Source organism: Nocardia sp. NPDC102475 (assembly GCF_055584605.1).
On the sequence record NZ_JBVJLS010000025.1, the window covers coordinates 55,829 to 81,935 of the forward strand.

26 protein-coding genes are annotated in these 26,107 nt (G+C 66.6%); 14 read left to right on the forward strand and 12 right to left on the reverse strand.

Annotated elements, in window-relative coordinates:
* Nucleotides 1–472 precede the first annotated feature (472 nt).
* Together sucC and sucD are read left to right on the forward strand one after the other, a co-directional pair.
* Complete coding sequence (sucC, locus tag ACZ60G_RS34715; RefSeq protein WP_465815544.1) at nucleotides 473–1,639, forward strand: ADP-forming succinate--CoA ligase subunit beta; 1,167 nt, start codon at nucleotides 473–475, stop codon at nucleotides 1,637–1,639.
* Nucleotides 1,640–1,650: 11 nt separating this feature from the next.
* Complete coding sequence (sucD, locus tag ACZ60G_RS34720) at nucleotides 1,651–2,565, forward strand: succinate--CoA ligase subunit alpha (protein ID WP_465815545.1); 915 nt, start codon at nucleotides 1,651–1,653, stop codon at nucleotides 2,563–2,565.
* 57 nt (nucleotides 2,566–2,622) lie between these two features.
* Here sucD and ACZ60G_RS34725 read toward each other — a convergent pair whose 3' ends face one another.
* Nucleotides 2,623–3,564 (reverse strand): undecaprenyl-diphosphate phosphatase, encoded by a 942-nt coding sequence (locus tag ACZ60G_RS34725; protein ID WP_465815547.1) that lies wholly within the window; start codon nucleotides 3,562–3,564, stop codon nucleotides 2,623–2,625.
* Nucleotides 3,565–3,732: 168 nt separating this feature from the next.
* On the opposite strand from ACZ60G_RS34725, the gene ACZ60G_RS34730 reads away from it, so the two are divergent.
* The 7 genes from ACZ60G_RS34730 to ACZ60G_RS34760 all read left to right on the forward strand — a co-directional run bounded on the left by ACZ60G_RS34730 (nucleotide 3,733) and on the right by ACZ60G_RS34760 (nucleotide 14,184).
* Nucleotides 3,733–6,936, forward strand: a complete 3,204-nt coding sequence (locus ACZ60G_RS34730; protein ID WP_465815548.1) for an AfsR/SARP family transcriptional regulator — start codon at nucleotides 3,733–3,735, stop codon at nucleotides 6,934–6,936.
* A gap of 81 nt (nucleotides 6,937–7,017) precedes the next feature.
* On the forward strand, nucleotides 7,018–7,275 hold the full coding sequence (locus ACZ60G_RS34735; RefSeq protein ID WP_465815550.1) for a hypothetical protein: 258 nt from the start codon (nucleotides 7,018–7,020) through the stop codon (nucleotides 7,273–7,275).
* A gap of 247 nt (nucleotides 7,276–7,522) precedes the next feature.
* Entirely contained in the window at nucleotides 7,523–8,572 is a 1,050-nt protein-coding gene (locus ACZ60G_RS34740; RefSeq protein WP_465815552.1) for a DUF5336 domain-containing protein, read from the forward strand.
* A gap of 83 nt (nucleotides 8,573–8,655) precedes the next feature.
* Entirely contained in the window at nucleotides 8,656–10,200 is a 1,545-nt protein-coding gene (locus tag ACZ60G_RS34745) for a cell division protein PerM (RefSeq protein WP_465815554.1), read from the forward strand.
* A 126-nt stretch (nucleotides 10,201–10,326) separates the two neighbouring features.
* Nucleotides 10,327–10,959: a phosphoribosylglycinamide formyltransferase gene (purN, locus tag ACZ60G_RS34750; protein ID WP_465815556.1), complete on the forward strand. Its 633-nt coding sequence runs from the start codon at nucleotides 10,327–10,329 to the stop codon at nucleotides 10,957–10,959.
* On the forward strand, nucleotides 10,956–12,530 hold the full coding sequence (gene purH, locus ACZ60G_RS34755; protein ID WP_465815557.1) for a bifunctional phosphoribosylaminoimidazolecarboxamide formyltransferase/IMP cyclohydrolase: 1,575 nt from the start codon (nucleotides 10,956–10,958) through the stop codon (nucleotides 12,528–12,530). The genes purN and purH overlap by 4 nt, the downstream gene beginning before the upstream one ends.
* Before the next feature lie 100 nt (nucleotides 12,531–12,630).
* Nucleotides 12,631–14,184: a family 20 glycosylhydrolase gene (locus ACZ60G_RS34760; RefSeq protein WP_465815558.1), complete on the forward strand. Its 1,554-nt coding sequence runs from the start codon at nucleotides 12,631–12,633 to the stop codon at nucleotides 14,182–14,184.
* Here ACZ60G_RS34760 and ACZ60G_RS34765 read toward each other — a convergent pair.
* Entirely contained in the window at nucleotides 14,181–14,633 is a 453-nt protein-coding gene (locus ACZ60G_RS34765) for a hypothetical protein (RefSeq protein WP_465815560.1), read from the reverse strand. The genes ACZ60G_RS34760 and ACZ60G_RS34765 overlap by 4 nt on opposite strands.
* 246 nt (nucleotides 14,634–14,879) lie before the next feature.
* Between ACZ60G_RS34765 and ACZ60G_RS34770 the strand changes: the two genes are divergently transcribed.
* Entirely contained in the window at nucleotides 14,880–15,458 is a 579-nt protein-coding gene (locus ACZ60G_RS34770; protein WP_465815562.1) for a LysM peptidoglycan-binding domain-containing protein, read from the forward strand.
* Nucleotides 15,459–15,518: 60 nt separating this feature from the next.
* Here ACZ60G_RS34770 and rpsR read toward each other — a convergent pair whose 3' ends face one another.
* From rpsR to rpmB, 4 genes are read right to left on the reverse strand one after another with little or no spacing between them, the layout of a single operon-like run.
* Nucleotides 15,519–15,773 carry a 30S ribosomal protein S18 gene (rpsR, locus tag ACZ60G_RS34775; RefSeq protein ID WP_011211513.1) on the reverse strand — a complete coding sequence of 85 codons (255 nt, stop codon included), beginning with the start codon at nucleotides 15,771–15,773 and terminating at the stop codon, nucleotides 15,519–15,521.
* Nucleotides 15,774–15,806: 33 nt separating this feature from the next.
* Nucleotides 15,807–16,112, reverse strand: coding sequence for a 30S ribosomal protein S14 (rpsN, locus tag ACZ60G_RS34780; RefSeq protein WP_465815564.1), 306 nt, complete (start codon nucleotides 16,110–16,112; stop codon nucleotides 15,807–15,809).
* The gene (gene rpmG, locus ACZ60G_RS34785) at nucleotides 16,112–16,282 is read right to left on the reverse strand and encodes a 50S ribosomal protein L33 (RefSeq protein WP_040695436.1); all 171 of its coding nucleotides are present in this window, start codon (nucleotides 16,280–16,282) and stop codon (nucleotides 16,112–16,114) included. Before rpmG ends, rpsN begins: the two co-directional genes overlap by 1 nt.
* 12 nt (nucleotides 16,283–16,294) lie before the next feature.
* Entirely contained in the window at nucleotides 16,295–16,531 is a 237-nt protein-coding gene (rpmB, locus tag ACZ60G_RS34790) for a 50S ribosomal protein L28 (RefSeq protein ID WP_062986533.1), read from the reverse strand.
* Between the two features lie 102 nt (nucleotides 16,532–16,633).
* On the opposite strand from rpmB, the gene mrf reads away from it, so the two are divergent.
* The 3 genes from mrf to rpmF are packed head-to-tail and all read left to right on the forward strand — an operon-like array spanning nucleotide 16,634 to nucleotide 18,400.
* A complete protein-coding gene (mrf, locus tag ACZ60G_RS34795) occupies nucleotides 16,634–17,953 on the forward strand; it encodes a ribosome hibernation factor-recruiting GTPase MRF (RefSeq protein ID WP_465815566.1) in 1,320 nt (439 codons plus the stop codon).
* On the forward strand, nucleotides 17,950–18,225 hold the full coding sequence (locus tag ACZ60G_RS34800; RefSeq protein ID WP_465815568.1) for a type B 50S ribosomal protein L31: 276 nt from the start codon (nucleotides 17,950–17,952) through the stop codon (nucleotides 18,223–18,225). Before mrf ends, ACZ60G_RS34800 begins: the two co-directional genes overlap by 4 nt.
* Nucleotide 18,226: 1 nt before the next feature.
* The gene (gene rpmF, locus ACZ60G_RS34805) at nucleotides 18,227–18,400 is read left to right on the forward strand and encodes a 50S ribosomal protein L32 (RefSeq protein ID WP_465815570.1); all 174 of its coding nucleotides are present in this window, start codon (nucleotides 18,227–18,229) and stop codon (nucleotides 18,398–18,400) included.
* A 436-nt stretch (nucleotides 18,401–18,836) separates the two neighbouring features.
* Here rpmF and ACZ60G_RS34810 read toward each other — a convergent pair whose 3' ends face one another.
* Nucleotides 18,837–19,862, reverse strand: coding sequence for a DUF1906 domain-containing protein (locus ACZ60G_RS34810; protein WP_465815572.1), 1,026 nt, complete (start codon nucleotides 19,860–19,862; stop codon nucleotides 18,837–18,839).
* Between the two features lie 125 nt (nucleotides 19,863–19,987).
* Here ACZ60G_RS34810 and ACZ60G_RS34815 point away from each other — a divergent pair, with 125 nt between their 5' ends.
* Nucleotides 19,988–20,800 carry a VOC family protein gene (locus ACZ60G_RS34815; RefSeq protein ID WP_465815574.1) on the forward strand — a complete coding sequence of 271 codons (813 nt, stop codon included), beginning with the start codon at nucleotides 19,988–19,990 and terminating at the stop codon, nucleotides 20,798–20,800.
* A gap of 34 nt (nucleotides 20,801–20,834) precedes the next feature.
* Here ACZ60G_RS34815 and ACZ60G_RS34820 read toward each other — a convergent pair whose 3' ends face one another.
* From ACZ60G_RS34820 to ACZ60G_RS34840, 5 genes are read right to left on the reverse strand one after another with little or no spacing between them, the layout of a single operon-like run.
* Complete coding sequence (locus tag ACZ60G_RS34820) at nucleotides 20,835–21,671, reverse strand: MHYT domain-containing protein (RefSeq protein ID WP_465815576.1); 837 nt, start codon at nucleotides 21,669–21,671, stop codon at nucleotides 20,835–20,837.
* Nucleotides 21,664–22,329, reverse strand: a complete 666-nt coding sequence (locus ACZ60G_RS34825; RefSeq protein WP_465815578.1) for a GTP-binding protein — start codon at nucleotides 22,327–22,329, stop codon at nucleotides 21,664–21,666. Before ACZ60G_RS34825 ends, ACZ60G_RS34820 begins: the two co-directional genes overlap by 8 nt.
* A complete protein-coding gene (locus ACZ60G_RS34830; protein ID WP_040695427.1) occupies nucleotides 22,310–22,684 on the reverse strand; it encodes a DUF742 domain-containing protein in 375 nt (124 codons plus the stop codon). Before ACZ60G_RS34830 ends, ACZ60G_RS34825 begins: the two co-directional genes overlap by 20 nt.
* A gap of 7 nt (nucleotides 22,685–22,691) precedes the next feature.
* Nucleotides 22,692–23,099 carry a roadblock/LC7 domain-containing protein gene (locus ACZ60G_RS34835; RefSeq protein WP_040695425.1) on the reverse strand — a complete coding sequence of 136 codons (408 nt, stop codon included), beginning with the start codon at nucleotides 23,097–23,099 and terminating at the stop codon, nucleotides 22,692–22,694.
* Nucleotides 23,096–25,888 carry a sensor histidine kinase gene (locus tag ACZ60G_RS34840; RefSeq protein WP_465815581.1) on the reverse strand — a complete coding sequence of 931 codons (2,793 nt, stop codon included), beginning with the start codon at nucleotides 25,886–25,888 and terminating at the stop codon, nucleotides 23,096–23,098. Before ACZ60G_RS34840 ends, ACZ60G_RS34835 begins: the two co-directional genes overlap by 4 nt.
* Between the last annotated feature and the right edge of the window lie 219 nt (nucleotides 25,889–26,107).

Here is a 26,107-nt window from a genome sequence, read left to right on the forward strand (position 1 = left end):
CGTTAAGGAACGGCTCTCCGGCTGCGGAGTGCTGTGCTGTGTCAAGCTTGCCGTCCTCCTAGTCGTGACCGTGTTGTGACATCGACCGCAATGACGGTAACGAAACGATTGCGGGGTCCGCAAGCGCTACGTGCGATCAATCCAAACATGTGAGATTGATCACGGTAACGCACCGGAATATCTCACTGTGATCGGGGCACGCGGGTGAGGCTGAGCGACGACGAACCGTAGTAGAAGGCCTTCGGTCGACCGGTTCGGCGGCTCTACCTGCCGCGCCATCAGCAACCTACTGGCGAGTAGCCTTGGCCAGGCGTTTTCCCGCCCTGGGCGGCACCCCGTGACCTGCGCCACTTAGGATGAACGTGGCCGTTTGGCCCTCCATGTGACTGGTTAAAGTCCGACCCGACCCGCTTCCGACGTCGGGCCGCCAACAAAGACGTTGTCATCACAACGCAGACGAGACGGTGAGTACATGGATCTCTTCGAATATCAGGCGAAGGAGCTCTTCGTTAAGCACGGAGTGCCTTCGTCCGAGGGCCGCGTCACGGACACGGCCGAGGACGCCCGCGCCATCGCGGCGGAAATCGGCAAGCCGGTGATGATCAAGGCCCAGGTGAAGGCCGGTGGCCGCGGCAAGGCGGGTGGCGTCAAGTTCGCCGCCACCCCGGACGACGCGTTCACGCACGCGCAGAACATCATCGGCCTGGATATCAAGGGCCACATCACCAAGAAGATCCTTGTCGCCGAAGCCAAGGACATCGCGGAGGAGTACTACATCTCCTTCCTCCTGGACCGCTCCAACCGCACCTACCTGGCCATGTGCTCGGTCGAAGGCGGTATGGAGATCGAAGAGGTCGCCGCGACCAAGCCCGAGCGCCTCGCCAAGGTGCCCGTCGACGCCGTCAAGGGTGTCGACCTCGCGTTCGCCCGCTCGATCGCCGAGCAGGGCCACCTGCCCGCCGACGTGCTCGACGCCGCGGCCGTGACCATCCAGAAGCTCTGGGAGGTGTTCATCGGCGAGGACGCCACCCTGGTGGAGGTCAACCCGCTGGTCCGCACCCCCGACAACGAGATCCTCGCGCTCGACGGCAAGGTCACCCTGGACGAGAACGCCGAATTCCGCCACGCGGACCACGAGGCCTTCGCGGACAAGGACGCGACCGATCCCCTGGAGCTCAAGGCCAAGGAGAACGACCTCAACTACGTCAAGCTCGACGGTGAGGTCGGCATCATCGGCAACGGTGCGGGTCTGGTCATGTCCACCCTCGACGTGGTCGCCTACGCGGGCGAGAACCACGACGGCGTCAAGCCCGCCAACTTCCTCGACATCGGTGGTGGCGCCTCGGCCGAGGTGATGGCCGCCGGCCTCGATGTCATCCTGGGTGATGCCCAGGTCAAGAGCGTGTTCGTCAATGTTTTCGGTGGCATCACCGCCTGTGACGCGGTCGCCAACGGCATCGTGAAGGCGCTGGAAATCCTTGGTGCCGAGGCGAACAAGCCGCTGGTCGTCCGTCTCGACGGTAACAAGGTGGACGAGGGTCGCAAGATTCTCGTCGATGCCGCGCATCCGCTGATCACACTTGCGCAGACAATGGACGAAGGCGCCGACAAGGCCGCCGAACTGGCAGCGGCCAAGTAAGGAAACCGGAAATGTCTATCTTCCTCAACAAGGATTCCAAGGTCATCGTCCAGGGCATCACCGGCGGTGAGGGCACCAAGCACACCGCGCTGATGCTCAAGGCCGGCACCCAGGTCGTGGGCGGCGTCAACGCGCGCAAGGCGGGCACCACCGTCGCGCACACCGACAAGGACGGCAACGCGGTCGAGCTGCCGGTGTTCGGCAGCGTCACCGAGGCGATCAAGGAGACCGGCGCCGACGTCTCCATCGCCTTCGTGCCGCCGAAGTTCGCCAAGGACGCCATCATCGAGGCCATCGACGCGGAGATCCCGCTGCTCGTGGTCATCACCGAGGGCATTCCGGTGCAGGACACCGCGTACGCGTGGGCCTACAACGTGGAGAAGGGCAACAAGACCCGGATCATCGGCCCGAACTGCCCCGGCATCATCACCCCCGGCGAGTCGCTGGTCGGCATCACCCCGGCCAACATCACCGGCAAGGGCCCGGTCGGCCTGGTGTCGAAGTCCGGCACCCTGACCTACCAGATGATGTACGAGCTGCGTGACTTCGGCTTCTCCACCGCCATCGGCATCGGCGGCGACCCGGTCATCGGCACCACCCACATCGACGCCATCGAGGCGTTCGAGAAGGATCCCGAGACCAAGCTGATCGTGATGATCGGTGAGATCGGCGGCGACGCCGAGGAGCGGGCCGCGGCCTACATCAAGGCCAATGTCACCAAGCCGGTCGTCGGCTACGTCGCGGGCTTCACCGCTCCCGAGGGCAAGACCATGGGCCACGCGGGCGCCATCGTGTCCGGTTCGGCCGGTACCGCCCAGGCGAAGAAGGATGCGCTCGAGGCCGCCGGTGTGAAGGTCGGCAAGACGCCGTCCGAGACCGCCGCGCTGGCGCGGGAGATCCTGGAGAAGGCAAGCGTCACCGCCTGATTCGCTGATCGAACGAAGGCCGCCATCCCGATTGGGGTGGCGGCCTTCGGCGTTGTATCAGAAGAAGTGAACTACCGAAGCGATTCCGAAGACGAGGCTGTACACCGCGAACGGCAGCAGTGAATTCGATTTGAAGTAGCGCTCCAGGAAGCGAACCGCGATATACGCCGCGCCGCCCGCGACGATCGATCCGACCAGCACCTGACCGAGAATGCCGTCGCCCTGCGGACCGGCCAGCGTCGGCAGCTTCAGCACGCCAGCCGCCAGAATGACCGGAGTGGCAAGCAGGAAGGCGAATTTCGCCGCGTCCTCGTGGTCCAAACCGCGCAGCAGGCCGCCGACCATTGTCATGCCGGAGCGGCTGATGCCCGCGAACAGTGCGCCTGCCTGCGAGACACCGATGATCAACGCGTCCTTGGCCGACAGATCGCCGAGGCCGGTCGGCTCCTCCGCCGTCGCGACGAAATATCCCTCTTCGATGGCCTTGGTCCGTGCCTCGGACTCGGCGAAGCGGCGGCCGTAGTCGGACAGCGTCGGCTGGCTGCGGCGACGCATCACCTCACCGGTGACCAGCACGACTCCGTTCAACGTCAGAAATAGGCCTGCCGCAAGGGGTTTCGCGAACAAGGTGCGCAATGGATGTTCCAGCAGCAAACCGAGAACGCCTACCGGCACGGTCGCCAGGAAAACCAGCCACGCCAGGCGCTGTGTCGAGGTTTCGATCCGGCGGGTACGCAGTGTGGTGAGGAACCCGGCCACGATCTCGACCCAGTCGCGCCGATAGAACACCAGCAGCGCGATCGCGGTCGCCACATGCAGCCCGACAACGAAGGCGAGATACGGTGTGCCGGAATCGGAATCGCCCTGGGTGACCAGATCGCTCCAGGACCCACCCAGCCACGCGGGCACCAAAACGGAATGACCCAGGCTGGAAATCGGGAACAGTTCGGTTATGCCTTGCAGTGCGCCGATAACAACGGCTTGGGTGTAGGTGAGCATCGCCTGACAGCTTGGCACGACCAACCCGCCACGACACCGCCCTGAAACAGACCTGTGTCCGTTTTGGAATGCTTGTCGCCGTTAGGATCTCACGGCCTGAACAGGGATCGAGCAGTGCTCGGGCGACCGGGTGTGCGCGGACAAAGCGGCGCTGCCATGCTGTGAGGCGTGGACGTGCTGGTGCTGGGCCCAGTGCAGTTGTGGGCGGGCGAGGAGAGTGTCCGCATCGATCGGCCGTTGGAGCGGGCCGTGTTGGTGCGGTTGGCGTTGGCGAACGGTGTGCCGGTTCCTGATGGGCGGCTGGCCGAGGATCTGTGGGGTGCGGACGTCGAGCGGCCGGTGCAGCGGTTGCGGGTGGTGGTTTCGCGGTTGCGGGCGGCACTCGGGGCACATACGGAGGTCATCGGACGGACGCCTGCCGGATATCACGCGAGCTCGAGGGCATCGGATCTGGTGACCGCGGAGGTGGCGGCGCAGCGGCTGTATGCCGCGCGCCGGGCTGGTGACCATGCCGTTGTCGCTGCGGCCGCGCGAGAGGCGCTGGGGTTGTGGCGTGGAGCCGCGCTGGCCGATCTGCGCAGTGTTCCGTATGCGGCGGCAGAGGGGGACCGGCTCGACGATTGGCGGCTGTCGCTGACCGTGGCGGGGCTGGAGGCCAATCTGGAATTGGGCGCGGCCGGGGAGGTCGTCACCGAACTGACCGGCCTGGTGGCGCGTTATCCGCTGCACGAGCCGCTCTCGGGTCTGCTGGCATTGGCGCTGTATCGCACTGGGCGGCAAGCGGACGCACTCGACCGGCTCGCCCGCCTGCGCCGAAATCTCGCCGAGGAACTCGGTGTCGACCCGGCACCGGAGACGGCAGCGCTGGAGCTGCGCATCCTCGACCACGATCCGACCCTGCGTCCCACGAATGCCGCGCCGATCCCCGTCACCACCGAAACAGCAACCGCCGCACCCCACCCCGACCCGGTCGTCTCGGCCCCGGCGACCAGTTTCATCGGCCGCGGCCGTGAATTCGACACCCTCGGCACCCGCCTCTCCGAACCCGGGCTGACGACCCTGGTCGGCGTCGCGGGCAGCGGAAAGTCCCGTCTCGCAGCCGAACTCGCCCGCGCCGCCGCCAACTCCGGCCGCCCGGTCGCCTTCGTCGAACTGGCACCCCTGGTCCGAGCCGAGGACGTGCTGCCCGCAGTGCTCGCAGTACTCGAGACAAATGGCCTGACGGAAGACATCCCGATCAACCCCGACGACCCATTGCCGGGAATCATTGCGGCGCTCGGTACTTCGGGAGCCACAGATGATTCCCGTGCTCACAGGGATGTAGCCGCGCCAGGTGATGTGGCAGCGTTGGATAGTTCGGTCGCCCTGGGCGATTCGGGTGCCCTTGCGCGCGCAAATGCGGGTCCGCCGAATGGCTCGGATATGCGAGGTGGCTCTGGCACGCGCTCGGATGCGGGTGCGACAGGTGATATGGCGGCGCTGGGCGATTCGCGTGACCTCGAGCGCGCAAATGCGGGTCCGCCGAATGACTCGGGCAGCCGAGGTGGTTCGGGCGCCCCCGCCAGCGACAACGCACAGCAAGTCTTGTTGATCCTCGACAATGCCGAGCATTTGATCGAGCCTGTTGCTGAATTAGCGACTGCCGCAACCGGTTCCAGCATCTTGATCACTTCGCAGCGAGCACTGGGAGTGGCGGGCGAGTCGGTCTATCCGCTGGGTCCGCTGGAACGTGGCAATGGCGTCGCACTGTTCACCGAACGGGCCGGATTGCACGGTTTGGTCACCGTCGATGAGCGTGCGGAACTGGTCAGGATCTGCGCGGCGGTGGATTGGCTGCCACTGGGTATCGAGTTGGCCGCAGGTCTCACTCGGACGCTCACGATTTCGCAACTCGCGCAGCGCATCGATGATCGGGTGCGGCTGTTGGTCGGCGGGGCGCGGGATGCCGGGGGAGGGCGGCATACGAGTCTGCGGGTAGCCCTGGACTGGAGTTATGAACTGCTGGCCGAACGGGAGCGGGCGGTCTTGCGCAGGCTGGGGGTATTCGCGGGCGGGTGCACGCTGGAGGCGGCCGAAGCTGTCACGCCCGCAGCGGATCTCGATGGCGGCGATATCGCGCCCGCACTCGCCGACCTGGTGAACCGAAGCTTGGTGTCCGTCCAGAACTACGGTGCGACAAGACGATTCGTACTCTTGGAGACGGTCCGCGACTACGCACTCGCACAACTGGCGCAAACCCACGAGACCGATCCGCTCCGTGCCCGACACGTGGCCTGGTGTCTCGATCTGGTGCGCGACATCGGCGAGCCCGACGATTTCGCAACGGCCGAATCCGTGGCCGCGGTCTTCGCCGAATGGCCGAATATCCTCGCCGCTCTCGAAAACGCACCGGGAACATCGAGAGCCGCCGCCGGTTTACGACTCGCCACCGCAATGCACGTCCCCTGGCTGGCCAGGGCCTGGTTCCGCGAGGCGCGACGCCACTACGGGGCATTGATCGAGTCAGTGCCTGCCGACACTGCGGCGGCCGAATTGGCGCAGGCGCTGAGTCATTACGGCTTCCATACCCTGATGACCGGCGATTTCGATTCCGCCGCAGCACAATTGGCTAGAGCAAGTGAACTCGCCGCGCCGCTGGACGACATCGAACTCGCCCAGACCGTGCGCTACTACCAGAGCATCGTCGATATCGAACGGGCCAAACTCCCGGAGGCGGTGGAGCGCCTGCGCGAGGGGGAGCGGCTGGCGGTGCGCGTCACGCAGGCCTCATCCTTCGCCGACGCACTCGGCACCGCGCTGTTGTATTCGGGTGACGCGGCAGCCGCTCTCGCCGCCTACCAGCGCTCCACCGAGGTGGACCGCGCCAATGACGATGAGCACAGCCTCTCCCGCGGCCTGAGCAATCAGGCCAAGGCACTGCTCGATCTGGGCCGCACCGAGGACGCACTCGCGATGGTCGAAGAATCCGACCGCTACGCCCGCCGCCTCGACGATCGACAGATCCTGCCGCTCAACGACCTCACCCGTGCCGCGGTCGCGTTGGCTGCCGGACAACTCGACGCCGCCGAATCCTACTGCCGCTCCGCCTTGGCCCACGAAGAGGAGGCCGGTCTGGCCCGGCTCGAACTCGCCGACGTCCTCATCGCCAAGGGCGAATTCGACGAGGCCGCAGGACTGCTCGCGGAGCACGACGCGGCGGCTCCCGGCGGCGTCCCGGCACTCGCGGCCCGCGCGATCGAAGTCGCGCTGCGGCATGTTCGTGGCGACCCGGACGGCGAGTTGGTCGAGCGCACCCGGTCCGCCTACCGGACCAGTGGTTTCGGCTGGCAGCGCTACCTCAACAGACTCGAAAAACCGGGCACTACCTCGTGAAATGCGGATGAAATCGCGCTGAGACGGCCGCACGGGACTCTGGTCATCGCCAAGGGAACCAACCAGAGAAAAGGCGCAGACATGACCGTCAATCGCATCCGCCCCGCTCGCATCGCGGCCATCGCCGCCCTCACCGTCGCCGGCTTCGTCGGCGGCATCGCCCCCGCCGTAGCGGGCCCGTTCGGCACCGGATCGGCCCAGGCTCAGCCGGGCAACCTCGGCCCTTTCGAATACGAACACCAGTGCCTCGCTCGCGGCAACGAGGGCATCCGGACCGGCGAATGGCAGGACTTCGACTGCGTCGGCAGCTACGGCGCCTGGTATGTCGTGCCCCGCTAGTCACTTGGGGCGCACTGGAGGGGATTCGGCCCGGAGCAGCTCGCTCCGGGCCGAAGTGCGTTCCCATCCGAGGCGGTAGCGCAGAATTGTTATCGGTCGGCGCAGATCCACACAGGACCAGCGTAGACGCCGTTTTTCGGTCGCCCGGCCAGTTCGTTAAGGGTGACCTGGGCAAGCGAGTGCAGTAGCGTCAGGTAGAGATCCAGCCGTTCAGACGACGTACGACTCGACCTAGGAGACGACGACCATGTCATACCCGACCGGGGGCTCCGGGTACAACGCACCCGCGACGCCACCCGCACCTTCCAGCTCCGGCCAATCGGCTGGTACCGGCACCGAGTCCACCCCGAAGGGCCTGCCGTACTTCTTGGTGGTCGGCGTCGCCGCGCTCGGTGTGATCAACTTCCTGCTCGGCTTCCTCCCGTTCTTCGGTCAGAAGCCGCGGGAAGTGCGAGGTGTCACGGTCGAAGGTAATGACACGCTCAGTCTCTTCCAGTACTTCGGCGCGGCGGGACTGCTGGCCATCCTGCTGCTCGGCGGCCTGCTCGCCGGACTTTCGTTGCTGCCCAAGCAGAATTGGACCGGCGCCGCGGCCGCGGCATCCGCCGCCGGTTTCCTCGGCACGCTGTTCCTGTCCTTCACCACGCCCGACGATCTGAACGTCGAGCTGAAGTGGGGCGCATACGTGCTGCTATTCCTCGCACTCGTGCAGACGGCCGTCGCGGTCGTCGCCGTGCTCTTCGAATCCGGCATCCTGACCCCGCCCGCACCCAAGCCCGCCACCCCGCAGGCCCCGCCGAGCGGTTTCGGTTCCGGCGGTTACGGTCAGCAGGGTGCGTTCGGACAGGGGCAGCCCTCGGTCTTCGGTCAGGGTCAGCCGAGCCAGTACGGTCAGGGTCAGCCGGGTCAGTTCGGCCAGAGCCAGCCGGGTCAGTACGGCCAGGGCGCACCGCAGTACCCGTCGCAGCAGCCCTACGGTCAGAGTCAGCCGAGCCAGCCGACCTACGGTCAGGGCCAGCAGCCGTCCTACGGCCAGCAGCCGCCCGCCTATGGTCAGCAGCCCGGATACGGTGCGGCGCAGCAGGGTTCGCCCTACGGTTCGTCGCCCGCCGCGCAGCCGCGCCCGGATGAGAGTGCAACCCAGCACTTCGGGACCCCGCAGTCCGGACAGCAGTACGGCACACCGGGTTTCGGTCAGGGCCAGCAGGGTCAGCAGGGTCAGCCGTTCGGCGGTGAATCCGGTTCGGACCCGTCCTCGGACGCCACCCACGCATTCCGTCCGGACGAGAACAAGTAGTTCGTCGGCTCTCCCGGCGCGCCCCAGAACGGGTCGGCGCGCCTGACCCGCTCACGCCGGGGGAGCTGCCACGCTGAATTTCCATGAGCTCCTCGAGATCCTCTCTTGTGCGCCGGACCGCCGAGTCCCGCGGCGCGCCGGAACGTTCGGCGCGGAGCGACCGATCGACGCCGCGCACATCCGCGGACGTTTTCGACGAGGCCGGATTTCTATCGCTGACCCCCGAGCGCGCCCGCGTGCTGCTCCTGGTCGCGGCCCGGCCGACCACCTACGCGCTCGTCGCCGTCGTCGTCCTGATGCTGGCCGCTCTACTGTCCTCGGGCAGTAACCTGGCTGGCACCTCGGGTGCGATCGCCGCAGGTTGGCTTGCGGCACACCAGGTTCCGCTGGTGATCGGCAAGACCTCGCTCGAACTCCTACCGCTGCTGCCGACCGGACTGCTGGTCTGGGCGACCGGTCGCGATTGCGCCCGCGCGGTCGAGCCGGACAGTTCGCGGGCGGATCTCGGCTGGATCGTCGGTGCGGCGCTGTCCGGACCGCTGCTGGTCACTGCCGTCTGTCTGGCGGTCGCCGAGGACGCCTCCGGTGTCGTGGCATTGCAGCCGCCGAATACGCTGGCCGCCTTCGGCTGGGTCGGCGCAGTGCATCTGGTCGCCGCGGTCGGTGGCATCGCGAGCCGGAGTCGGCGTCGGCTGTTCACCCTGCTGCGGTTGCCGGACTGGGCGATCGCGGGCGCATTCGGCGCGGGTCGAACAGTCGTACGCCTGCTGACCTGCGCCACCGCGGTCGTCATCGTGTCCTTCCTCGCGCACTGGTCGCGCATCGGTGACACCTTTCACACCGCGGGCAATGCGGCGGGTGTGCTCGGGCTGATCCTGCTCTCGCTGGCGTATCTCCCGAATGTGGTGATCGCGACGGTCGGCGTCCTCGTCGGCTCCGGCGCGCAGTTCGGGGATGCGTCGATCGGGGTGTTTTCCGTTGCCGGCGGCCCGCTTCCGGCCGTTCCGCTCATGGCGGCGGTGCCGACCGGACCCGCCGAAGGCTGGTGGCCGGTGCTGCTGTTGATTCCGGCTGCGGTGGGTGTCCTCGGCGGGCTCGATATCGGACGGACCTCCCACGACCGCGCGGCCGCACCGTGGGCGACGCTGACCTCAGCCGGAGTGGCGACCGTGATGTTGGTACTGCTCGGCGTGGTGGCGGGCGGCGACCTCGGAACGTTCGGACAGTTCGGGCTCGACCTGCCGATCTTCGCGGTGGTGGCCTTCGGCTGGTTGGCCGTAACCGGATATGTGGGTCTGGTGTTCGCGCGTTGGGTCGTCGTTCCCATCGGCGCGCCGGTGACCGGGTACGACGACGAGGACGCGGATTACGACGACTACTACGAAGACGACTACTACGAAGATGACTACTACGAAGACCGCGATCACGACGACGATCATTACGAGGACGAGCACTACGACGACTACGCCGGTCCCGACTTCGAAGTGGAACTCGACGGCGAACTGGTCGACGAGCAGCCCGCCATCGCCACGTCGGGCGCCGCGGGCAGCAATACCTTCCCCGACATCGTCGATGCCGAAGTCGTCGAGGCGGACCTGCCGGAAAGTGACCGGGTGGACGGTCGTTAGGCTCTACCTGGCGGTGTAACACCGCCTCCGCCCTTTCGACCGACATGCAGGAGTGGACCGCTGAGCTTGCCCACCCCGCCGGCTTCGCCGGCTGCCAACCCCCAGTCGTCTTCGAATGCCCCGTGGGTGCCATCCGCGACCCCGGCAACCGTCGTCGTGCTGGCCTCTGGCACCGGTTCCCTGCTGCGCGCTCTCATCGAGGCCGCCGCCGCTCCGGAGTTTCCGGCAACCGTCGTCGCCGTCGGCGTGGACCGCGTCTGCCAGGCCACCGAACACGCGGCCGCCGCGGGGATTCCGGCCTTCCGGATGGCCGTGCAGGATTTCCCCGATCGCGCCGCCTGGGATGTCGCGCTGACCGATGCGGTCGCCGCCTACGAACCCGATCTGGTGGTCTCGGCCGGATTCATGAAGATCCTCGGCCCGGTCTTCCTGGCCCGCTACGGCGGCCGGATCATCAATACCCACCCCGCGCTGCTGCCCGCATTCCCGGGCGCGCACGGGGTCCGCGACGCACTCGCCTACGGGGTGAAGGTCACCGGTTCGACCGTGCACCTGGTCGATTCCGGCATCGATACCGGACCGATCCTGGCCCAGGAGGCGGTGCCGGTGCTCGACGATGACGACGAGGCCACGCTGCATGAGCGCATCAAGGTTGTCGAGCGACGGTTGCTGGCGGAGGTTGTCGCCGCCGTCGCCACCAGAGGCATTGTCTCCGACGGACGAAAGGCAGTAATTCCAGATGAGCGGGTACTTCGGTGAGTGAGCGTAAGGGGATTCACAGGGCGCTGATCAGCGTCTACGACAAGACGGGGCTCATCGAGCTCGCGACCGGGCTGAACGCCGCCGGTATCGAACTGGTTTCGACCGGTTCGACGGCGGGCAAGATCGCCGACGCGGGCATCCCGGTGACCAAGGTCGAGGATCTGACCGGATTCCCGGAAACCCTGGACGGCCGGGTCAAGACCCTGCACCCGCGGGTGCACGCGGGCATCCTCGCCGATACCCGCAAGGCCGAGCACGTCGACCAGCTGGTCGAGCTCGGCGTCGAGGCCTTCCAGCTCGTGGTGGTGAATCTGTACCCCTTCACCCAGACCGTGGCCAGCGGTGCGAGCAATGACGAATGCGTCGAGCAGATCGATATCGGCGGTCCGTCCATGGTGCGCGCGGCCGCCAAGAACCATCCGTCGGTCGCGGTGGTCGTCGACAGCGGCGACTACGACGACGTACTCGCCGCGGTGCAGGCGGGCGGCTTCACTCTGCCCGAGCGGACCGTGTTGGCGGCCAAGGCATTCCAGCACACCGCAAGCTATGACGTCGCGGTCGCGAGCTGGATGACCAGCGTGCTCGCTCCGGTCGGCGAGGCGAATGAGGCTGCCGCACAGCAGTTCCCGAGCTGGATCGGTGGCTCCTGGGAGCGCGCCTCGGTGCTTCGCTACGGCGAGAACCCGCATCAGGCCGCCGCGCTGTACACCCAGAACGACGGCAGCCGGGGCCTGGCGCAGGCAAAGCAGTTGCACGGCAAGGAAATGTCGTACAACAACTACACCGATGCCGACGCCGCCTGGCGCGCCGCGTACGACCATTCGGCCCCGGCGGTCGCGATCATCAAGCACGCCAACCCCTGTGGCATCGCGATCGGTGCGGATCTCGCCGAGGCGCACCGCAAGGCGCACGCATGCGATCCGGTGAGCGCCTACGGCGGCGTGATCGCCGCCAACGGTGAGATCACCGTGGAGATGGCCGAACAGGTCGCCGATATCTTCACCGAGGTGATCGTCGCGCCGTCCTATGCCGATGGCGCCGTCGAGGTGTTGCAGCGCAAGAAGAATGTGCGCATCCTGGTCGCCGAGCCGCCGCGGCGCGCTGGTGCGGAGCTGCGCCCGATCAGCGGCGGCGCACTGCTGCAGAGCCGCGACATCCTCGACGCCCCTGGCGACAACCCGGAGAACTGGACCCTGGTGGCGGGTGAGGCGGCCGATGCGGAAACCCTTGCCGATCTCGAGTTCGCTTGGCGCGCCTGCCGTGCCGTGAAGTCCAATGCCATCCTGCTCGCCCACGACGGCGCCTCGGTCGGCGTCGGCATGGGCCAGGTCAACCGGGTCGATGCGGTGGGTCTCGCGGTGCAGCGCGCCGGTGACCGGGCCAAGGGGTCGGTCGCCGCATCGGATGCGTTCTTCCCGTTCTCCGACGGCCCGCAGCAGCTCATCCAGGCCGGTATCCGGGCCATTGTGCAGCCCGGCGGCTCGGTCCGCGACCAGGACACCATCGACCTGGCCCGTGAAGCGGGAGTCACCCTCTACCTGACGGGATCTCGCCACTTCGCGCACTGAGTTATCCCTGAAGAGGGCGGGAGCCACCGGCTCCCGCCCTCTTTGCGTGTCATGAGTCAACTGCCGGGCAGAGCAGGACGGTTTTCGTAGAGTGACCGGTATGGCGACTCGTGCGGTGGTATCGGGTGTGGTGGCTATGGCGGCCGTGGCGCTCGTCGCCCAGCCCCAGGCGCGTGCCGAACCGGCCGCACCGCTGACGGTTCCGTCAGTGAAGAGCTGGACTCCCGGCGGTACCGGGTTCGCACTCGGCGTTCATGCCCGAGTGCTGTATGCCGGAGACGGGCTGCGCGACGCCGCAGTAGACCTTGCGGACGGCCTGCACGCTGTTACCGGCAATGATGTTGTGGCACAGTCTGGTTCGTCCGGCGATCCGGGTGACATCGTACTGCGGAACGGTCCGGTCGTCGGGGCGCCGGACACTCCGGAGTCGTACCGGATAGCGGTCGGCGACACGCTCGATCTCCAGGGCTCGGACACGGCCGGAACCTTCTACGCCACCAGGTCCGCACTGCAGATGCTGCGCGGGAACCCCGCGATTCCCGGCGGCACCGTGACGGATTGGCCCGACTACCGCGAACGCTCACTCATGCTCGACGTCGGCCGCGAATTCACGCCGGTCGATATGCTGCGCGATCAGGTCCGGCGCATGGCCCAGCTCAAACTCAACCTGCTGCACCTGCACTTCTCGGACACCTTCGGATTTCGACTCGAGAGCGATAGCCATCCGGAAATCACTGCACCGGAACACTATTCGAAGCAAGACATCCGCGATCTGATCGACTACGCGGCGCGCTATCAGGTCGAGATCGTGCCGGAGGTGGATTTCCCTGGCCATATGAACGGGATTCTCGCGGCGCATCCTGAGCTGAAACTGCGCAGCGCGGCCGGAGTCGTCTCGGACTCCGCCATCGATATCTCGAACCCGCAAAGCTACGACTTGATGCGCGACATCCTGGAGGAATTCCTTCCCCAATTCCCCGGCCGCTATTGGCATCTCGGCGCAGACGAGTTCCTGCTGCAGGGCACCCGGGTCGTTTCCATGGACGAATATCCGCAACTGGGCGAATACGCCCGCGCCACCTACGGCCCGCTGGCTCAACCCGTCGACGCCTACCTCGGCCTGATCAACTGGGGCGCCGAAATCGTGCGCGCCCACGGCAAACGTCCACGCATCTGGAACGACGGACTGCACACCGGCGAGGGAACCATCACGCCCGACCGCGATATCGTCATCGACTTCTGGAGCCGCGCAGGCATCCCGCAACTGCCCCTGCCATTCTTCGGAAATGCGCGCACCGCACCGGGTCTCATCGCCGCTGGACATCAGGTGAAGAATGCGGCCTTCACGCCCACGTATTACGTGACCGGCGGACCGGCCACCATTGGCAATATTCCGGCCCCACTGGCCTACGAGCTCTGGGACCCAGCACTTTTCGTGGACGGCACCCGGCTGACTCCGCTACAGAACGCGAGCAATCTCGGCTCCGGTCTATACGTATGGTGCGACGACCCGACCGCACAAACTCCGGACCGGATAGCCGCATCGATCACGATGCCGATGCGCGTCATGGCGCAAAAGACCTGGGGCCCAGCCAAACCCACAACCTACTTGGAATTCGCCGCCCTCTCGGACGCGGTCGCCGAACCCGTCTAGACCGCGCTGAGGACCTGTCGGCTGCCGAGTGGAGTCTTCAGCGGCACCTCGAGGGTGCCGAAAACCGCGATCATGGTGCACATTCGGCCGACGGCATCGGCGCGCGTACCCGATCGGAGTTCCACGGTGACCGTCGAATCGGTCTCGGTCACGCCGGCATCCACGCCATAGCACTCCGGCGATCCGGTCTCGAAGTTGATCGCGATCCGATCATCGGCCACCCGTGACCAGGACGTGAACGGAATCGGATGCGCGCCAACGATCGTCGGATCGGCGACGAACATCCGGCCCGCGTCGGCGGGTGTACCCTCGGTCGGCGTACTCTTCGCTGCACTCGTTGTCTTCCCTTGTGTCCCACCGTTATCGGAGCCACCGCATGCGGTGACGGCGAGGCCGACGAACAATGCGACGGCGACTGCGGCGGGCCGAACTCGCGACATCCGATACATACCGACCACCCTAATCCACCCGTCGAAGCGCCGAGGCGAACCGCGCCAGCAAACCAGGAGAATGATTGTGTCGGTTTGTGCGACAAGATGATAGAGCGATGAAGCGGACACAGTGAACATTCGGCTAAGCCTGCGCGTAATACCTCCGCGCTGCTCGCCCGCACAGTACATTCGGGGGCCGATGCGCGCCCAGCGGCACGCATCGAGTCGGAATGCTTGGCACAGTAAACCTTCGAAAGGAAGAACGTGGGCGACACGCTGCGCGTAGGTGAAGAACTCGGGCTCGGCCAGACTCTGGTCGGCGGTGCGTACACCCTGACCCTGCAGCCCGATGGCAATCTGGTGCTGTCGGAACCGGATGGAAATGTCGTGTGGTCCACTCTGACTCACGATCAGGGTGTCGAGCGGGCCGTCCTGCAGGAGGACGGCAACTTCGTGCTCTACAAGGGTGAGGGCGCCGCCTGGGCCACCGAAACCAATGGCCGGGAAGCGGACCGGCTGACCGTGCAGGCCGACCGCAATGTGGTGCTGTACGGCACGGACGGCAGCGCGCTGTGGGCGTCGGACACCCAGACCGACAACCCGCTGCCCGCCCCGGAACCGGAGCTCGAGCCGGTTGCCGAGCAGGCCGCCGCGCCCGCCGCCGAAGAGGTTCCGCCACCGCCGCCGGCCGCGCAGACCTACACGGTCGAGCCGGGCGACACCCTGTGGGCGATCGCCGAGCGCTTCTACGGCGACGGCAACCGCTACCAGGAGATCGCCGACGCCAGCGGCATCGACAACCCGGATGCCATCAACCCCGGCCAGGTGCTCACCATCCCGTGACGTGCTGACGACGAAGGGCCCCGAGGCTGCTTCAGCTTCGAGGCCCTTCCGCGTCGGTGTCTACCGGCTGGTGAACGGCAGAAGTGCCATCTCGCGGGCGTTCTTCACCGCGACGGCGACCTGGCGCTGCTGCTGCGGGGTGAGCCCGGTGACCCGGCGGCTGCGGATCTTGCCGCGATCGGAGATGAAGGTGCGCAGCAGGTTGACGTCCTTGTAGTCGACCGTCTCGATGCCCGCCGCGATCAGCGGGTTCTTCTTCGGGCGACGGGCCTGCTCGGCGCGAACCTTCTTCGAGGGTGCTCGCTTGACTGCCATGTGACGGGTTTCCTTCTCGAGATCAGTGGTTGTCTACCAGCTCGATTTGTGCACACCGGGGAGTTCACCCCGATGGGCCATCTCGCGTACACGTACGCGGGAAAGTCCGAACTTCCGGAGATGACCGCGCGGTCGTCCGTCCGCGGCGTCCCGATTGCGCAATCGTACCGGACTGGCATCGCGGGGCAGCCGATGTAGCGCCGACTGTGCCGCTGCGCGGGCTTCCTCGGAGGTGGTCGGCTTGCGGATCAGTTCCTTGAGCTCCGCACGCCGCGCCGCATGGCGGGCGACGATCTCCTTGCGCTGTTCATTGCGGGCGATTTTCGACTTCTTGGCCATCAGCGCTCCTCGCGGAAGTCGACGTGCCTGCGCACCACCGGATCGTATTTGCGCAGCACCATCCGGTCCGGATCATTGCGCCGGTTCTTTCGCGTGACGTACGTATATCCCGTTCCCGCAGTGGATTTCAGCTTGATGATCGGCCGGATCTCGGTCGATTTCGAGGCCATGGCGCGCTCCCGTCAGATCTTGTCGCCGCGGGCTCGGATCCGGGCGACGACCGCCTCGATCCCGTCCCGGTCGATGGTCTTGATGCCCTTGGCGGAGACGTTCAGCGTGATGCGCCGGTCCTCGCTGGGCAGGTAGTAGGTCTTGCGCTGGATATTGGGATTCCAGCGCCGGCTCGTCCGCTTGTGCGAGTGCGATACGGACTTGCCGAATCCCGGCTTGCGCCCGGTGACCTGGCAGTGGGCCGACATGCGGACTCCTTCCAGTATTTGACAATCATTTTCGACAACGGCTGTTCGACAATGTACCGTTGCCTGACAGCAAATGAAAATCGTTATCGAAAGGAAGGTCGCGTGGAACCCGCCCTACTCCCACCCGGGGGGCAGTCCGACCGGAGAACGCCCGTCGTGGTGCTCGCCGGATGCTCCGGAGCGGCCGCGGCGGGTGTGGCACGACTGGCCGCCGCACTGCGCGAGACGCCGGCCACCGTCACCATCCGCCACGACCTGGGCGGACTCGGCGAGGGCATCGTGCATCGCACGGTGCGCATCGGCGAGCAGGAGACCTCGACCGTGCTCGAATTGGCGCACGGCTGCGTCTCCTGCACCCTGCGCATCGATCTGCTGCCGCTGCTGTGCGCGCTCGCGGCCCGTGAATCGGTGGATCGCATTGTGCTGGAACTGGATCCGGCCTTCGAGGCGGAGGCGGTATGCCGGGCGATCGAGAATATCGTCGTCACCGGTGTGGTGGGACGTGTCGACGGCCCGGCCGGGCGCGATGTGCGGGTCGAGGCCGTGCTCACCTGTGTGGACGCGCGAACCTGGTTGGCCGATGCCACCGGCGAGGACACCCTCGCCGAGCGTGGACCGGCGACCGCCGACGACGATCGGACCGTGGCTCAGGTGGCGGTCGGTCAAGTCGACTTCGCGGATGCCGTTGTGGCACACGGTAGTACCGGCGATCCGATCGATCGGGCGCGTCTCGCCGCGGTACTGTCCCGGCTCGCGCCCGAAGCGCCGGTGGCCTGGATCGACGACATCGATCTGCTCGACTCGGCCGATGTCGAGGCATTGCTCGCGCGCATCCCGGCCCATTCACGGCGTGGCCGCGTCTTCGATGCACACGCGCCGCTGTTGCGTGGCCAGCCGCCGCTCGGCGCCGAATACGGTGTCGCCCTAGTCGAATTCGCCGCGAGCCGCCCGTTCCATCCGGCCCGCCTGCACGAGGCCCTCGACGTGCTCTTCGACGGCGTCGTGACCGCGCGCGGGCGGATGTGGCTGGCCACCCAGCCGAACGAGGTGGTGTGGCTGGAATCGGCGGGCGGCGGATTGCGCGTCGGCGGCGCGGGACCGTGGCTGGCCGCCATGAGTCCGAGCGAGCTGGAACAGGCCGACCCCATGCGCCGGGCCATGGCCGCGCTGCGCTGGGACGAGCAGTTCGGCGACCGCGATATCTCGCTGGTCATCCTGGTCCATGACGCGGACCCGGCCGAGATCCGGCAGGCCCTGCACTGGGCGCTGGTCGAGGACGACGAACTGCGCCTGGTGGAACGCGCACCCGAGCGGGTAGCGCAGTGGGAGGACCCCTTCGGCGAATGGCATGCCGACCCCTGCGAACCCACCGGCCTGCCGATCGATGGCCAGACGAAAAGCCCTAGAGGAGAGGCGAAATGAAGACTGGCATACATCCGGACTACCACCCTGTGGTGTTCGAGGATTCGAGTACCGGAAAGCGGTTCCTGACCCGGTCCACCGCCACCAGCGCACGCACTGCCGAATGGGAAGACGGCAATACCTACCCGCTGCTGGTCGTGGACGTCACCTCCGATTCACACCCGTTCTGGACCGGCGCGCACCGCGTGCTCGATACCCAGGGCCGGGTGGAGAAGTTCGAGCGCAAATACGGCAGGCGGGCCTCGTCCCGGCCTTCACGAGGGGAGGGCTGATATGGCGGTGCCCAAGCGCAGGATGTCGCGGTCGAATACCCGCAGCCGTCGCTCGCAGTGGAAGGCGACCCCGCCGGACCTGGTGCCGGTCAGTGTCGGCGGGGTCGTACACAAGGTGCCGCGCCGTTTGGTGCAGGCGGTGCGGCGTGGGCTCATCGATCCGGAACGGATCTGATCCACGCTCGAACGAACGGCGGCCCGGCAGATGATTCTGCCGGGCCGCCGCTTGTCGAGCACCACGTTTACGGTCATGCGAACTCTTTCGTACGAACCGGTATGTGCAAGCTGACGATAACTCGCGCGCTGCTGGCACAGGACGGAACGCGCTGGGGCGATGGTCGATCGACCGGAATGGCTCGATGCCGGTCTCGGACCGTACCCGCTCGAGAATGTGGCAATCCAATAGCTACCTAAGTTGGTCAAGTCACGTGGAAGTTCGCCGTGTCTGTGATTGCGGAGTGGTAGCTCATCAGTCAATTACGTACTGTGAGTTGGTTTTTCGTGTCCGTAAAAGTCCTGGCGCAGTGATGATTTCGTGCTCTCGCGCCGGTACCCTCATCCGAGAGGGCGGGTTCTCGGAACCCCGGTTCACCGGATCTCCGGGAACCCGCTCATCGCCAAACTTCCGGCCTCTCTGCCGATTTCCCCACTTCCCGGCCACCGGGCCGACCTGGCAAGTCCGGCAATAGGGACTCCAGCCGGGCCAGTTGCTCACCCACGAAGTCGGCCGGACCCTCGATCAGCGACAGCGGCCACGGCCAATGCGGCCCGTCCAACCGCTTCACCTCTTCCACCAGATCCGCGGTGGTGGCCTCGAGTTCGCTGATCTCCGTACGCAATTCGCCGATTTGCGTACGCAAATCGGCAGATTCGTCCTCCAGCTCCTTGATCCGCTGTAGCGCCGCCGCCACACCGTCCACCAGCGTGCGATAGCGGCCCTCCGCATCGGTGCCGAGTTGCGGCCAACCGGACAGCTCCGGACCGCGCAACTGGATCTGGATATCGCGCAGCACTGCCTCTTGTTCCGGCGTCACGTCCGGTTCCTCCTGTACGAAGTCCCACTGACCGAAATCGATTGTCTCGGCCTCGTTTACATCGCAGAGCACGCCCCCGACGACCACCTGACGCAATGTCTGATGGATATTGCGCCTTGTCTCCACATTGGTGCCCGACCAGGCATCGGTCTGCCACGACCAGGCCGCGAAGCCCGCGTCCAACGCCCGGCTGATCGACCAGAACCCGCCGTAGATACCGACATTCGCGGCGCCGAGCACGGTGGCCGCGCCGTCGAGATAGGCGTTGATCGCCACCTGATCCTGCGGTGTCGAATCGAAGTCCGCGGAAAAGTAGATCGGCCGATCCAACCGCCCGCCACAGCGCAGCACCTGCGCCAAACCCGTACGGGCATCGACTATTCCGGCGCCGTAGCCGTCCAGCATCCTGGCCGCGGTGGTCTCCCAGTTCGACACGATGGAGATGCCGTTGGCCCGCAGGTCGTCGGCTTCGGCCGGGGTCAACTGCTTGCCGGGCAGGGTCGGACCGCCCTCGGAGAGGTAGCGCACGACGAAATCGAAACCGGCCGCTCGAATGGCCGCGCCGCCGGGACGGCCCGCCGCGTAGTCCAGCCCCAAACGCATATCTCTCACTGTAGGGGGTGGCGTGGGCCGAAATCGGCGGCATCGCCGAACCCGCCGAAACTGTCGGCGCCCGGTGGTTGACTAGGTCTCTGGAGGTGCCTATTCACTAGAAACGGAGATGACCGATGCCCATACGCAACGAGGCATGGCCCGAGGGAACACCGGCCTGGATCGACTGTCAGGTCGAGGATCCGGGGAAGGCCGCACAGTTCTACGAGGGTTTGTTCGGCTGGGAGATCCAGGACGGCGGCCCGGATTCGGGCGGCTATCTGATGGCGTTGAAAACCGGCGCGCCGGTGGCCGGAATCGGTCCGAAGCCGCCGTCGATGCCGGGCATGCCATCGGTCTGGACCACCTACTTCGCGGTCACCGATGCCGATGCCACCGCCGCGAAGGTGCAGCAGGCGGGCGGTGAGGTGATCGTGCCGACCTTCGATGTCATGGAGTTCGGCCGGATGTTCGTCGCGACCGATCCGGTCGGCGCGGTCTTCGCGGTATGGCAGGCGACGGGGCACAACGGCGCGGCCGTCTACAACGAGCACGGCGCCTACGGCTGGAACGAACTGCACACCCGCGATATCGAGGCGGCCAAGAAGTTCTACGGCGACGTATTCGGCTTCAGTTACACGGAATTCGACTTCGGCGACGCCGAGTACGTGGTGTTCACTCCGCCGGCCAGAACCGAGGGCGTCGGTGGCATAGCCGACGAGTCCGGTAAGCCGGCCGACGGTATGCCGTCGTATTGGCTGGTGTGGTTCCAGCACGACGATGTGGACGCCGGTGTCGCCACGGCAACGGAATTGGGCGGCCGGGTGCTGCAGGCGATCGCGGATTCACCCGCCGGACGCTCGGCCGTCATCGCCGGTCCGCAGGGCGAGGCGATCGGCATCATCGATCCGAGCAAGACCGTCGGGGAGATGCCGGCACCCAAGGCCTGACCCCTCGGCCGATCGGCAGCGAGCTCCAGCCGGCTCAGCGCACCGACTGGAGCTCGGACCGGAGCCGGTCCGACCGCAGCTCGGACCGGCGCTTGGCCTCGAGCGCCGCCGCCGTCTCGCGCCGGTCCGGTGCGATGAGTACCGCGCTGATCGGGACCGTCAGCGCGAGCGATCCGATGACGAACATCGGGAAGACGAATTCGAACAGCGTGAGTCCGTCCGGTGCCTTCGCGGTGGTATCGATGTTCGGGTCGATGGCCGCGACCCCGGCGTAGTACATGCCCGCCACACCGACGGCGAACAGCAGCACCGTGGCCGCCCGCGCGAGCAGACCGTGCAGCGCCTGGAACGACCACAGCGTGCCCACACCGGTGAGCACCGCGACCGCCATCGCGACCGCCGCGAGCCACGGGGAGATATCGATCGAACCCCGGATGCGAATGGACCCGAGCCCCAGATACAGGGTGAGACCGATGCCGAATCCCATGACCAGCCCGCCCGGGATGAGCCGGGCCGGTTGCAGCCGACGGCCGATGATGATCAGCGCGACGAATACCGCGACGAACGAGGTCACCATCGCCGCGATCATCTTGCCGCCGTCGAAGCGCGCCGCGGTACCCGAAATATCGAGGCCGAGCAGCGCGACCGAGGTCGACAACCAGACCCCGACGCCGCCGAGCGCCACCGCGGCCGAGGTCACCCACACCAACCGGAACCGCGACGATCGCGCCGCGTGTAGTACGCAGGCCAGCCCGACCACGGCGCCGAGCACCGAAACACCGTAGGAGAGTGAGGCGACCCAGTATCCCATCGAGAACTGGTCCACCACTGCGCCGTTGTCCGCCGCGGCGAACAACCGGACGTCATGCATGTCGAGCGGTTCCTTCCAATTCGAGCGCCTTCAGTTGGGCGATCGCGTATTCGGTGACGGCCGCCAGCGCCTGGCGGACCTCCATGGCATTGCGCGCGTCGATATCCACGATGGGCACCCCCTCACGCACCGAAAGCGCCTCGCGCAGTTCGGCGATCGGGAAGCGGGGCGCGTCCGGGAAGCGGTTGACCGCGATCAGGAACGGCAGCTTGCGCGCCTCGAAGAAGTCGACGGCGGCGAAGCTGTCCTCGAGCCGTCGGGTGTCGATGAGCACCACCGCGCCGATGGCGCCGCGGATCAGGTCGTCCCACATGAACCAGAAGCGGCGCTGGCCCGGCGTGCCGAACAGGTACAGCACCAGGTTGCCCGGCAGGATGATGCGGCCGAAATCCATTGCGACCGTGGTGGTTTCCTTGTCCGGGGTATCGGCGAGATCGTCGATACCATCGGAAAAGCGGGTCACCATGGCCTCGGTGCGTAGGGGAACGATCTCCGATACCGCGCCGACGAAGGTCGTCTTACCCGCCCCGAAGCCGCCTGCGACCACGATCTTGGTCGAGGCGACGCGGGTGTCGGCATCGGCGGGTCCGGTGTTACCGGATCCGGAGTTGCCGGGCTGCCCGTAATTTCCGCCTTGCCTATAGGGCACGGAGTCCACGCAAAGTCCTCTCCATAAGGGAACGGCGCTCATCGAAGCTCGCCTCGTCGGTCAGTGTCGAATGCACGCGCAGCGCGCCGTCGACGACGAGGTCACCGACCATGACCCGGACCATGCCGAGCGGTCGATCCAGGTGGGCGGCGATCTCGGCGACCGACAGCCGGTGCGTGCCCAGCCGCAGGATCTCGGTGCGCAGATCGCCCGCCGGCCAATCGAGATGCGCAGTGTACGACAGGGTTTCGATAACCGCTTCGAGCGGTAGGTCGACCGCGGGTTCGGTACGCCCGGAGGTCAGGGCATACGGTCTGACGCGGGTGGTCGGCCGGTTCGGTCCGTGGCCGAATGGACTCGACATCGTTGGATCAGACGGCTGTCCGGGCGGTGGCCGTGACCACCGTGCCCACCCGGTCGACGAGCAGGGCCATTTCGTAGCCGATCCGACCGATGTCGTGCGACTTGTTGGCGAGCACGGCCAGGTGCGACCCGTTGCCGACGCTCATCACCAACAGGTAGCCGCGCTGCATCTCCACGATCGACTGCATCACCTTGCCGCCGTCGAACAGCGATGCCGCTCCGGTGGCGAGGCTGGCCAGACCCGCGGTGACCGCGGAAAGCTGTTCGGCGCGGTCCGCGGGTAGATTCGGGCTGGTCGCCTGCAGCAGACCGTCCGCCGTCACCAGCACCGCGTGCGACACTCCGGGCACATCCTTGGTGAAGCGGGCAACCAGCCAGTTGAGGTTCTCGTCCGTGGTGCTGTTCGGGTTGGTCATACAAGCCCTCCGTCGTTGTACTGCGCTTCGGCCCGCCCGCTGCGGACCCCACTGAGATGCCTGGTCAAGTTGTTCCGGATCTCCTCCGGATCGCGTACGCCGGGTTCCTCCACCGGCGCGAGGCCGCCGGGCACCAATTGCGCTCCGGGCCTGCGGATCGGCAGTCCGCCGACGGTGCGTGCGTCGGCGGTCGGATGGCTGGCCTGCTCGGCGGCTGTCCAGCCCGCGTCGGCGGGGGAGGTCCATGCCGAGGGCGAGGGTTGTGCCGTCGCAGGCTCGACCAACCACTCCGAGACCATCCGCTGATAGATCGGGGTGGGCGTCTCGCCCTGCACAGGCTGTAGTCGGGTCGAGGTGTTGGTCGCGGCGTCGGCCGAGACCGGCTGTAGTCGAGTCGAGGTCGGCTCGGGTTCCGTTGCGGCGGGCGGCCTTCTGGTCGGCAGCGACGGCCGCAGAGCAGCGGTCTGATACGGCTCGGCGGGCTCACGGGCGACGATCGGATTCGATCCGGTGTCCACCGGCCCTTCGGGCTGTTCGGCCCACAGATCGGTGACCGCGCCGAGGGGCACCTGCGGTTCCGCGTCGATGACCGAATTCGGTCCGGTGGCAGGCTCATCCGCCGGGGTCGGCGGCCCGAACGGCGCGATGCGGGACCGGTCGTTCTCGCCGCGGCGGCTGCTCGGATTCTCGGCGAATACGTCGACCGAGGTTTCGGTGTGATCATCGCCGGGTACCGATATCTCAGGCGCGTCGGCGACGCGCATGGTCGGACGACGTTGTGGCAGACCGGAACTGGTGACCGCGAACCGCGACGGTTCACGCTGCGGCAGGCTCGGCACCGGTACCAGCGTGCGCGGCGGCTGTTGTTGCGAGGGGGCGGGCAACGCGGCCATGACCTGCGCTTCGAGGGCCCGCTGGTTCGGATCGGTCGCATCGAGCGGCGGCGCGACCAGTGCGCCGGGCAGGTGCACGCTCGCGGTGATGCCGGGCTGCTGCGCCATGGTCGAGGTACGGCGCAGGCTCACCGTGATGGTGTGCCGCTTGGCGAGTCGGCCGACGACGAAAAGGCCCATGCGGCGGGCGGTTTCGACGGTGACCTCACCACCGGAGGCCAGCCGGTCGTTGGTGAGCTGCAGATCCTCGAGTGACATGCCGAGGCCGCGGTCGGTGATCTCGATCAGGTAGCCGCCGTCGACCGCGCGCGCCACCATCACCGCGACCGGTGTGGTCGGCGGGGAGTAGCGCAGCGCGTTATCGATCAGTTCGGCCAGCAGATGTTCGATATCGACAGCGGGCTCACCGGCGACGATGCCGTCGGGCACCGCGCCGATCTCGACCCGCTGGTAGTCCTCCACCTGGGAGACCGCACTCCAGAGCATATCCGATAGCGGCACCGGATGTAGTTGACCGCGGCGCAGTGCGGTACCGGCGAGCACCAGCAGGTTGTCGCCGTTGCGGCGCATGCGGGTGGCGAGGTGGTCGAGGCGGAACAGGCTCTGTAGCCGTTCGGCATTGTCCTCGTCGTGTTCCAGATCCTCGATCAGCGACAGCTGCTGTTCGACGAGGGATTGGCTACGGCGGGAAAGGGTTTCGAACATATTCCCGATCTGCAGTCGCAGTCGGGCCTGATCGGCGGCGAGATTGAGCGCCTGCTCGTGGATTTCGTCGACGGCGCGGGCCAGCTGGCCGACCTCGTCGGTGGTGTGCACGCCGACCGGGGTGATCTCCGGGGTGGCGCCACCGCTGCGCACCACCGCGAGTTCGTCGGGCAGCTTGACGTGCGCGACCTCGAGCGCGTCGCGGCGTAGCCTGCGCACCGGGACGACCAGGGTGCGCGCGACGGCGAGGGCCAGCGCAAGACCGGCCAGCAGCATGCCGATGACGATCGTGGTCTCGCGCAGCGCACCGGTCTGCGCCTCGGTGGTCCGATGCGCCAGCGCCTTATCGATGGTGTCGGCGAGGGAATTGGTGGTCTTCTCGTAGGTGTCCGAGCTGGCCTGTAGTGAATCCAGTACGGCCGGATTCGATGTCGGATCCCCGCCGTTCTGACTGAATGCGCCGAGGCGGATGCCGACCGCGTCCAGCAGTGGCCGCATATTCGGCGCATTGTCCAGCAGGATGATGCCGTAGGTATTGATCATGGTCATCTCGGCGCCGGCCGAGATGAGCACCTTCGCGCGCACGCTCGGATTGCGGCCGGCATCGGGGGAGCCGATCATCATGCGCTGCTGGGTGAGTACCCGCCGGGCGTTCTGGATCGCGCCGATCTGCAGGAAGTAGCGCTGGATGTTGAGGTCCTCGACCGACGGCGACAGCGCAAACGCGTTGCCGATGCGAACCGCGATCTCGTCGGCCTGCTCGCCGACCATCATCGGCGATCCGTTGCGCAGGCTATTGCGCATGGTGGTGCCGGTGGCGACGGCCGAGGCCAATTCGGAGGTGACCCGGGTGCTCACCTTGGTGGTGCGCATTCCGGCCTCGAGATCGGCGAGCGCCTGATCGAATTTCGTCAATGCCGCGTCCGTCGCCGGATCCGCGGTGTTACCCCAGGAGGCGGTCGCCGCGACCGCGAGTTGTTCGGTGGCCGTGCCGAACTTGACGATCGGGCGAATGATGATGACCTGTTCGGTCGCCGCATCCAACTGCGACATCGTGCGCAGTTCGTTGTTGATGCGAAGCACGGCGAAGACGGTGGCCAGCAGCACGGGCAGGACCAGCACGATGCCAACCTTGCGAGTGACCGACCAGTTGGACAGACTGAATTGCCAGGACCGCGGTGCAGCTTCCATCCGCTTCCGTTGCCTCCGCTTCACGAGCTTGCACGTGTGCCCCCGGATGGCGCGTGGCTGTTCGGTTTTGATTCAACCCGCTGAGAACCAACTAGAGGTCTTCTTTTTACCGCAGGGAACATACCGCGCAGAGTGACTAACGGCAATCTGGGGCAGTCGCTCTGCAATTCACTCGAATATGGCTACTCAGAACGGCTTTCGTCGCCCAAAACGGTTGCC